The 10,627-nt window shown below is 60.4% G+C and carries 4 protein-coding genes; 1 reads left to right on the plus strand and 3 read right to left on the minus strand.

Going from position 1 to position 10,627, the window contains the following annotated elements:
• On the plus strand, positions 1–445 hold a 445-nt coding region (locus VL547_RS08030; protein ID WP_325577082.1), incomplete at its 5' end, for an SDR family NAD(P)-dependent oxidoreductase.
• A 25-nt stretch (positions 446–470) separates the two neighbouring features.
• On the opposite strand, the gene VL547_RS08035 is transcribed toward VL547_RS08030, so the two are convergent.
• From VL547_RS08035 to VL547_RS08045, 3 genes are all read right to left on the minus strand, one after another.
• Complete coding sequence (locus VL547_RS08035; protein ID WP_325577084.1) at positions 471–5,204, minus strand: family 78 glycoside hydrolase catalytic domain; 4,734 nt, start codon at positions 5,202–5,204, stop codon at positions 471–473.
• A 114-nt stretch (positions 5,205–5,318) separates the two neighbouring features.
• Positions 5,319–7,010, minus strand: a complete 1,692-nt coding sequence (locus VL547_RS08040; RefSeq protein ID WP_325577086.1) for a SusD/RagB family nutrient-binding outer membrane lipoprotein — start codon at positions 7,008–7,010, stop codon at positions 5,319–5,321.
• Between the two features lie 11 nt (positions 7,011–7,021).
• On the minus strand, positions 7,022–10,627 hold a 3,606-nt coding region (locus VL547_RS08045; protein WP_325577088.1), incomplete at its 5' end, for a SusC/RagA family TonB-linked outer membrane protein.

Raw genomic sequence — 10,627 nt, forward strand, 5'->3', positions numbered from 1 at the left:
CGCAACGCCGGTGGCGACGATCCGGACGGTGTTCGATACCAACTTTTTCGGGGTCATCGAGACGACGCTGGCTTTTTTAGACCTGTTGCGGCAATCGCCGGAGCCGCGCATCGTCCAGGTTACCTCCGGGCTGGCGTCGCTTACGCTGCACAGCGACCCGGCTTCGCCGTTTTACCACTTCAAGAGCGGCGCTTATGGACCTTCCAAAACGGCGCTGAACGGGCACACCGTCGCGCTGGCATACGCGCTCCGCGACACGCCGTTTAAGGTCAATGCGGTCGATCCGGGATATACGGCAACGGAGTTCAACCACTTCCGGGGACCGGGGTCCATCGAAAGGGCTGCCGCCATTATCGTGAAGTATGCGACGATCGACGCGGATGGGCCGACCGGGAAATTCTTTAGCAACGACTACCAGGACGAGATTAGCGAGTGTCCGTGGTAACGGTTCAAGCGTCGCCCATGGCGCATCAGCGCGCGGGCCATGCGCCCGTGGTATAGCGATAACGGCCGGCGGTTACCTCGTGGATGGCGTCCGGTAGGATCACCGTCGCGGTCGTCCCTGGCGGCACCGTCACTTCCAGCTCCAATCGTCCGTTCTGCCATTCCCAGGCGGTCTTTATCGTTCCCGTGGGCGCTTCATAGGTTGTCCTTGCCCAGCGCAGCTGAGTTTCGGTGAGGCGCGGGGCCCGGACGATGAAGTGCTGAAATCCCGGCTGCGCGGTGTCGCGCCGGATACCGCCTATCCCGTCAATGTACCACGCGCCCGGATAAAGATAAGAGCTATGGAGGAGCGAGTGCCCGGGGATGGGGCCCTCCCAGGCTTCCCATAGGGAGGTCGCGCCCTGGGTCTTCATATAGCCCCAGCCGGGGTAGCCGGTTTGGGATGTCATGGAATAGATCAGGTCGTCGCGGCCTTCCGCCCGCAGGAATTTGAACAGCAGGGCGCCGGCGGTGATTCCGGCGTGGATGTGGCCGTGCTGATTGATGAGGATTTCGTCGGCCAGGCGTTGCATGACGGCGGCCCGTTCGGTTTCCGCCGGGACCCCGGCGATCAGCGCCGCGGCGAGGTTGTCCATGGAGCTGTCGGAATAGCTGTGGTCTCCCGGATGGTAGTAATTCGCGTTGATCGCGGCACTGGAGGCATCCGCCTCGGCGGTCCATATTTCCGCTTCTTTTGGGTGATGTAGCACTACGGCGATCTTCGCCGCCGTTCGGAGGTTGAAGACGCGGTAGCAATTGTTGAAGCAGATGTTTTGCGGCTTGCCGTTGTTCATTCCTTCGGCGCCGGCGTGGGGCCAGAGCCAGTCGCCCAGGAAGTCCCAGTCGCCTCCGAAGCGCTCCATGAGGTCGTTACGGGTATGGGAGTCGAGGAAGGACAGCCAGTTCTTGATCATATCGAAATTCCGATCGAGGATGCGGAGGTCGCCGGTCAACTGGTAGAAGTTCCAGGGAAGGGTGACGACGATGCCTCCCCAGGGAGGGCCGCCACCGCCATCGTAGGTCGGGGCGGTATGGGGCAGGATGCCGTCGTCCGCGGGACCGCCGTAGTTCGTCGGGTCCATCTGCCGGTTGCCTTGTCCATCCCGCCAGTCCTGCATCCACTTCGTGTAAAACGCACGCAGGTCGTAGTTAAGGACGCCGCTCTCGCTGGTCGCGTGGGCGTCGCCGCCGTAACCGAGACGTTCGCGCTGAGGACAGTCGACGACATAGCCACCCAGGGAAAGGTTTTCGAAGTTCCAGCGGACCTTGTTGAATATCCAGTTCTGCAGGCTGTCGGAGCATTCGAAGGAGGCGGCGTTGTCGTACGCGGTATGGACGACCCAGCCTTTTATGTCGCTTACGGCTTTTGCCCCTTTGATGGTAATCCAACGGCCGGAACTGTAGTTGAAACGGTTATGGAAGGTCCCCAGCCCGCTCTTGTCGAGGATATAAGCGCTATGGATGCCAAAGGTCATGTCCTCGTTTTCCCGCTCCGAAAATTGGATGTCGATCCTTTGGTTGGGGTCGCCTTTTAGGCGGATCTCCGTCCAGCCGGCGAAGTTGACGCCCATGTCGATGCGGTAGTCGCCGTTCGGACGCGCGGTTATGCTTTTCGGGTGGATTTCGTCGGAGAGCTTGTTGGGGTTCGTCATCTGCGCGGTGAGCATGAGACGGGGCATGTATTCGACGGCGTGTTTCCAACCGGTGGTGTCGGCGCCCGGCTGGTTCCAGCGGGGGTCTTCCAGCCGCTCGTCGATCAGTTCGCCGCCCATGCGGCCAAAAGACCAATTCCCGAGGAGACGGTTCGGACTGGGATGCGTAAGCCAGGTGGCGTCAGTTTGGATGCGGATTTTTGCGGGGCCGTCATATACGTCGGCCTGCGCGATTACGACGGGCGCACGAGGCTTGTCATCGGTGGCATAAGGTTTATAAATCGACCAGGGCGCGCCGAGCCAGAGGGCGACGACGTTGGCGCCGGGGTGGAGGTATCTGGCGATGTCATAAACGATATAGCGGGCCCGCTTGGTATGGTCGGTGACCGCGGGGGCCAGCACGCCATCGCCGATCTTTTGCCCATTGACATACAGCTCGTGATAGCCCACGGAAGCGACGAACATCATCGCCCTGGCGGGTTGGGATGTCAATTCGACCGTTTTGCGGAGCCAGGGGTTGGAGACGTTGCAGTCTTCGGCCTTCGGATCGAGGGTTTCACCGGTGCCGATCCAGCGGGCAGTCCACTCGGACCGGTGGAAAAGACCGGTGCTCCAATGGGCGCGTTGACTCCAGGCGGAGATGCGGCCGGCTTCGTCTTTGACGCGGACTTTCCACGTATAGGTCCGATCGGAGGTGAGGGCGGCGCCGGTATACATGATTTGTTGAAAGTTGGTGCTGGTTACCCAACCCGAATTCCAGACGGTGATGCCGTCGCCTGCGCCCGCGGGGTCTCCTTCGGTTACGATTACCTGGTAAGCCGTCTGCCGCTGCCCATGCGCCGTCGTGTCGGTGGCGTCGAATGTCCAGCCCAATCGGGGGAAGGACTCGTCGATGCCTTCGGGATTGACGAGGTACTCGCAGCGGAGGTTCACGGGGGTGACGCTGCAAAGCGGCGCGGGGGAAGGCTTGCCATCCAGCGGCTGACGGCCGTCATAGAGACGGAGACCGACATGAACGAGGACCGGGCCCGCTCCCACCGGGCGCGCGTCAAAGGTGAGGCGGTGGGCTCCGGCGGTGCTGCCTTCTTTGTCATCAAAAGACCAGGTAGGCGTTTCGACGGGGGCGTCGGCCTTGTAGGTCAGACGCGGCGAGACGCCGGCGACCGCGTTGTCGAACGACCATACCGTGTCGGTGGGCTGACCGGGCTGCAGGGCGCGGGCGGTGAACGTATAATCCGCGTCGTGGAAGCGCTCCAGGTACCACTGACCGTCCCGCTGGACGAGGCTGGCCTCCGTCGAAGGGTCTTTTAGCCAGGCCCGCTGCGCCTCATTGAGCAACTGGCGATTTCTGACCTCGTCCCAGTCGCGGAATTTACCGACGATCTCTTCGAGGTGCGGATTGGACAGGGCCGCGGACCGCAGCACCAGGGCATAGCCCGCGCCGTACCCGGCTGCCCGGGCGAGCATCCAGTCGACGTCCTCGGGCGCCGTCCTGGCGGTGATCAGGAACCAGCCGAGCATGGGCGGCATATAGTTGTCTGCCAGAAAGGGTTGGTTGGCGAAACGGGAGGCGGCCTGGCTTTCCCGGAAACCGCCATACCAAGGCTCGCCCCAGTTCAGGTAGTCGTTGATGTGCCAGAAATAGTGGTTGGACCGGCTCGACCCGAAGGTCACGTGATGACCGGCGCCGCGGAAGACCTCGTCCGCAAAGGTCTCGAAGGACAGGTCACCCATACCGGTGGCGTAGGTGCCTTCGTGCCCGTCAAAATCCATCTGGTCAGCGCCCGTCTCCTTTATAAAGCTCGCGATGTTGGCGGCGATCCGGTGCTGGAGCTCCCAGTCCGGGAAAAAGACTTTGTAGGGATGGTCGATGAGGCGGTCGATTTTTGTCCCGGCGGCGTGCGCGGCGGCCTTCGTGCCGAAGGCGCCCCGGACGCAACCGGTAAGGTGGTTGCCTGCTATCGCGGTATATTGAACGATCTCGTCATCGATACGGACGCTGTTAAGGTCGCTTTTCAGCTGGAAATAAAAGGTATTGCCAACGGCAATGTCCGTGGCTTGCGGGTCGATGGCGCCTGTCAGTGCGTCGCCGCCGGCTGTCATCAGGTGGCGGTCGGGCACCGGGGTGACATACGCGTCGTTGGTGGTGATGAAGTTGCTAAGGACGTGGAACCCCAGCCGAAGACCCATCGCGTGGGCCTTGTCGACGCACGCCTTGAACCCGGCTATGCCGTGGGGGAAAAGGTCCTTCCGGATCACGAAGTGTCCCCAGGTTTCAAAGAGCTCCTCGTGATAGACGCCGGCCAGGCGCATGCGTTTGGCATAGGCCAGGAAGGTGTCGATGTTGCTTTCGCTGAAGGTGGTGATCAGGTAGGGGCGGCCTTCCTCCGGCGTCCATTTTTCCTTGTCGTCCGGTAATTTTTCGGTGTTGGTGATCTGGGTCAGGACCGCGCGCACCTCCCGCGGTTTGCTTATGAACAGCGCGATGGCGGAGCCTTGTAGCCCGCCATCCGGGATCGCCTTCAGCGGCACTTCAGGCCAGCGTCCCCAAACGGTGATTTTCCTATCGCGTGCGCGGTTGATCGAAAAAGCCTGGAGCGAGGCGCCATTCGCGGTCGCCGTCGCCGTCGTGCCGCGGTCAAAAACGGCGCCTTCCTCGTTCTCCAGCTTGCCGCCGGTGGTCTTCAGGTTGAGGCACTGCAGGCCGATGGCGACATCGGCGTTTCTGACAATGCCTACTTCGTTTCCGATGGTGTCGGAGATGTCGGTGGTGTAGGGACCCCAGATGACGGCGTCTGCGCTCGTGTCTCCGGCTGTCAGCTCGTAGCGGGTATACGTGCCCCGCGCTGTTGTCCGGACCACGGCGGTCAACCCTCCGGCATAATGCAACGTGGTGGCGCTGCCGCGGGTTACTGCGGATTCGGGTTTCAGGGTGTCGCCGTGAACGATGAGCGTGAGGAGGGGGCCTTCGGCGTGGGCGCCGAGGTGGAGGTGGCCGTGGGCGTCGATTTGTTGCGCCAGCAGCGACGCCGGCGCCAAGCCGGCGAGGAGGAGGGAAAGGAATTTCATGCGTTGCCTACAAGATAAAAAAAGGCGCCGGTTATTGGCCGGCGCCATGAATTGTTTTAAGGATGAGCCGCCTGCGGGCGACTGGGCTGCCAGCGGGGCGGCTGGGCTGCCCGACTAGGGCTGATCCCACCAAACACGACCCGAGGTGCTCGAAGGAGCCCCGTAGTTGGGGTCCAGGGCCATCGAGTCGATGGCATTGGTGACGTTCGTGAAGTTCAGGTCGCCCAATGCCGGCTGGAGGGCCGGATAACGGCGGGGCATGCCGCCAAAGGACGACATGTCCTCCCAGGCGAGTATCGAGCTGCCAACCGCGGGGTAGCCGGTGCGTTTGATCAGGGCCCAGCACTCATTCGGCTGGATAAAGAAGTTCAGGTATTCCTGGTCGCAGATCTGCTCGAGCGCCGTGGCCGAATTGTAGGCGACGCCCGGCTGGGTCAGGTAGTTGCTGATTTCATTGGCGCCCAGTGGCGTATAGCCCGGTTCGACGGTGTTCTTTCCCCAGCGGTCATAGTCCTCGATGGACGCCGTGATGCCGCGGTTATAGAGCGTGTCGGGTCGCTCCGTCTCGTTGTCGAGACCACGGACGGCCAGTTCCGCCCGCATGAGGCAGACGTCGGCGTAGGTGATGACCGGGTAGTTGTTGATCCCGCCGCTGGTGACGTTGTACGTGTAATAGGTCAGGCCCGGCTGGATGATCGAGGGCCAGTTGACCTGCTGCTTGACGCCCTTGTAACTGAACGTGAGCGTTTGGAACATGAAGCTCTTGGTGGGGTCCGAGCTCGTACCGGGTGTGGCGTACTGCCCGCGGTATAACTGGCCATCCCAGGTGACGCCGGCCGGTATGACGCCTTGCGCCTGGGCCGAATCCAGCATGTCCGCCGACGTGATCCCGGCCGGCTGGTAGAAAATCCTGATCCGGGGATCGGCCGTCTTCCACATGAAGTTGACGTTATTCATCGAGCCGGAATAGTTCCCCTGGTTGACCGGGTTGTTATTCCCGTCGCCCGCGCCGATCGAGTTGGAGTAGCAGATCCAGTCGTCGCTGGGGGACGCGATCAGCCCCACGGGATCAGCCAGTACGGCGTTAACGATCGAAGTGAGCTTGGCCGGGTCGCGCTTCATCAGGCGCATGGCCATCTTAAGACGCAGGCTGTTGGCGGCCTTGATCCAATGCGTGACGTCCCCGCCATAATAGATGTCGTTCGAACCCAGCGACACCTGGGACACCGTGGGATTGGCTTCCAATATGGCCACGGACCGCGCCAGCTGGGCGTCGAGGGTATCGAACAATATTTGTTGCGGGTCATACACGGGCGTGAAGTAAGACGGGCTCGTGTACCGCGCCAGAAATGCCTGCAGATAGGGAATGCTGCCGTTGGCGTCGGACGTATAGAACGCGTAAAATATCCGCGGGATGGTGACGATGGCGCGCATCTGCTGGTATTGCGCCTGCTTGTCGGCAGGCATGTTGTCGATGATGTGCAGCACGTCGGTCAGGTTGTCCCCTACCCCTCCGTAGAAATTACCCCAACGATAGTTGATGTTGCTCGTGCTAAAGGCGGTGAGGTAGGTGGATGAGTTCCCGGTCGTAAAGACATACGTTTGTGTCCAGGGCTTTATGTCCCGGACAAAATCGTAGAACACTTCAAAGCTGTTGCTGTGAATGTCGACTTCCCCGGGGGTGACCTCGGTCGCGGGGTTGATCGTCAACACCGCGTCGGGATCCGTGTTGAGGTTGGCGAAATGCGACCGGCTGCAAGACATGCTCAGCAGCAAGGCGCCTATGATATAGTTACGTTTGTGCATCGTCTTCGGGTTTAAAAGTTTGCATTGATCATCACGCTGAAGCTCCTGACATAGGGCACACCACCGTCCTCGAAGGCGCTGCCCGCGCCGGAGTCGTTGGTGTTCTCGGGATTGATGTGGTCGGGGGCGCTGTTGTAGAGGTACAACAGGTCGCGACCGGCGAGGCTGACCCTCAGGTTGGAGAACTTCATCTTATGGACGAGCGATTGCGGCAGGTCATAACCGATGGCGACCTGGCGGAGGGAAACCCAGGAGTTGGTGAAGGTAGCCATCGAGCGGATACCGGCGCTCCAACCGTAGGTCTTGATATAGTAGTCGGCGGCGTTGGTCGGAAGCACATAGCCTTTGCTATACGCGTCGGCCCAGGTCATACCCGATACGTCGTGCATGCTCCCATCGGCGCCCAAAGACGTCGAGCCGGCCTTGAAGACGCCTTTAAACGCAATCCCGTCCGTCCGCGAGCTGCCCATAGGGAAGCCCAGGTACTGGGAATTGGTGGTGCCGGGTTTGAAAGACAACCCGCCATATTTGGTATCGCGACCCGCGAGCGAGGATTTGATGTTGCCGTCTTCCATGCCGTAGTAGTACGACGTGGACCATTCCATACCGCCAAATCGGGCATCGAGGAAGATGTTGAGAGAGAAATTCTTGTACGTAAAGGTATTGAACAAGCTTCCCAGGAACTTGGGCTGGATGTTACCGATCACGGGCTCTTTGGTCTGAGGTGTCGTTCCGTAGTCGGTGGCCCGGACGTAGGCGGTTTGGGTACCTCCATACAATTGTGTCAACACCGGTTGGCCGTTGAGCGCGCTTTTCGGGTCGGCGTCGACATACCCGGCGAAACCATAGGAAGCGACCATCGCGCCATAGGCGCCCCCGGCCTGTGCCACGCTCCTGATTCCGTCCTCGCCGTCGAGGTTCGAGTACAACGCACCGAAGGGGAGGCTTATAACGGAATTACGGTTGAGGGTATAGTTGAACTTGGTGGTCCAAACGAAATTGCGGGACTGGATCGGCGTACCGGTGAGGGTCAGCTCGATACCACGGTTACGTACCTCTCCCCCGTTCACCAGGGCGTTGGATACGCCCGAGGTGGCGGGCACGCCAAAGGCGATGATCTGGTTCTTGGTGTTCTGGTTGTATATCGTGAAGTCCGCGCCCAGGCGATCCTTGAAGAAGGACAGCTCCAGACCGGCTTCGACCTTCGAGCTCTTCTCGGGCACCAGGAACGTGTTACCCAGCGTGGAGGACGAGTATTGGTACTGGCTGGCGCTACCGCCGCCGCCGGTATACGGAGAACTCGAGGTATAGCTCCCGGTGCTGGTCGTATAGGGATCTGTCCCATTCCCCGCCTGGGCATAGGACAACCGCAGCTTGCCGTAGCTCAGGTAAGAGGGTTTGTCCTTCAGGAGGTCGCTGAATACAAAGGCCAGGTCACTACCGCCATAGAAATACGAATACTTCCCGTGCTGGTCGTTGTACACCAGGGTGGAATTCCAATCGTTGCGACCATACAGGTTCAACGTCAGGTAACGCCAGCCGATGGCGCCCTGGAAATAAACGGAGGTGAGCTCGGACCTGTTGGGCTTGTTTTCGGTGATGGTGGCGGGATTGACCGAGTTGGAAAGGCGGTAGATGTCCGGCAGGACGCCACCGCCGTTGGTGCTGTATGAGTTGCCGGTCTGCGCGGAATTGAAGACCTCGCCCCCGATGTGCAGCGAGGGGGTAAATTCCCCGAACTTGTGTTGTAGCGCAAACTCACCCCGGTACCGGGACTGCAGCAGGTCGGTGATCGAACCGGAGTAGTTGGGGCTGTTGTACCCGGCTTGGGTACCCCTTTGGTCGGTGGAGTGGTTGACGTTATAGAGGTTCATGCTGGCGTTGCCGTCAAAGCTGAGCCAGGGCGTGAACGTCGCGGTTATCTCCAGGCTGGAGCGGAGATTGTCTTCGGTTTGGTAATATTTGTTCTGGTATAAAGGATAAAATGTGTTCGCGACGATGGTAGTGGCATCCGCGTTGTTGATGCCGCCTTTAGCGGAGTCGAAGTTGTGCGAGGCCCAATACCTGGCGTCGTAGTTGGGAGAACCGTCGTACAAAAACTGGTACAGCGGGCTGGCGCCGCCCTGTTGCGCCGGATTGAGGTTGTAGGAATGGACATAGGCTACGTTACCGTCGATGTTCACCCAGCTGCCGATCTTGTGCGTCGCGCGCAGGAAAAAGCTGTTCCGGTCGAATTTGTTGTTCGGGAGTACCGTGTTCGACGCCAGCCGGGAATAGGACATCCGGATGGTGCTGTTCTCGTTCCCCCCGGACAAAGCGACGTTGGTGTTGGACACCCCGCCGTTCTGATAGAGCTTGAGCAGCTGGTTGTGGAAGGGGTAGTTCTTGCGGACGTACCCGTTGAAGTCCTGGACTACCTGGCCGGTCATTTCGGGGCCGAAGCTGGCGCCCCAGTCGCTGGAATTGATGGCGAGTATGCCGTTGGGGCCGGTATTCCAGTCATCCGAGTAGATGCCCATCCCGTATACCTCCTGGAAGTCGGTGGTCTTGTATGCTTTTTGGAGCGTCAGTTCCTGGGAGAAGGAAACACCCAGGCCTTTCATGGCTTTACCCTTTTTCATCTTGATCAGTATCACGCCGTTCGCGGCACGGCTACCGTAGAGCGCCGTTACCGCACCGCCTTTCAGCACGCTCATGGTTTCGACGTCGTCGGGGTTTATATCCTTGAGGATGTTCCCGAAGTCGGTGGAAGCGCCCTGGTTTTGCGTGACGCTCTGGTCGTCCAGGATGACGCCGTCGACCACCACCAGGGGATTGTTTTCGTATGCGTTCAAAGAGCTGGCGCCGCGCAGCAGTACGCGCGGCGTGGAGGCCTGACCGGCGACGCCGGGCTGTACCTGCAGACCGGCCACCATTCCCTGGAGGGCCGAGATCGGATTCAACTGCATGGTCGCGCGGACGTCGTCACCGCTGACCTGGGTCACCGAGTAGCCCAGGCTGCGCTTTTGGCGGGTCTCGCCAAAGCCCGTTACGACCACTTCGCTGACCTCCTTGTTGGAAGCCTGGAGCTGTATGCTGATGGTTTCGTCCTTGGTGGCGGTAACGTCTTTCGTGCTAAAACCGATGCTGGAGATGATCAGCACCGATCCTTCGGGGACCTTTAGTGTAAATACCCCGTCCGCATCGGTCGAGGTACCCGTATTCCGGCCCTTCACCTTCACACTGGCGCCCACGACGGGGTTACCCTTGTCGTCGGTGACGCGGCCGCGGACGGTGACGTCGGGGAGGGCGGCGACCGAGGGGTCGGCGGGGGGCGCTGGGCGCTCGGTGACGACTACGGTCTTGTTCTCGATGGCGTAGCCGAGGGGTTGACCGGTAAAGCAAAGGTCGAGCACCTTGGTCAGGGGCATGTCCTTTACGTCCAGGTCGACGGGATGCGCTTCTTTGAGCAACGAGTAGTTGTAGAAGAAGGCATAACCCGTTTGCTGCTTGATCCGGGAAAAAATGGTCTTGAGTGACAGGTTTTGGCCCGAAAGACTGACGTTCTGGGCCATCCCCCCACCGTGCGCCTGCATTAGCGCAGCGGTCAACAGCAGTGTAGTCAATTTCATGGCAAT

Origin of the sequence: Dinghuibacter sp. (genome assembly GCF_035492835.1) — a bacterium.
GTDB lineage: Bacteria > Bacteroidota > Bacteroidia > Chitinophagales > Chitinophagaceae > Dinghuibacter.

Excerpts from the sequence above, each read along its gene's own strand:
- VL547_RS08040 (WP_325577086.1), bottom strand. The coding sequence starts at position 7,010 with ATGCACAAACGTAACTATATCATAGGCGCCTTGCTGCTGAGCATGTCT.
- VL547_RS08035 (WP_325577084.1), bottom strand. The coding sequence starts at position 5,204 with ATGAAATTCCTTTCCCTCCTCCTCGCCGGCTTGGCGCCGGCGTCGCTG.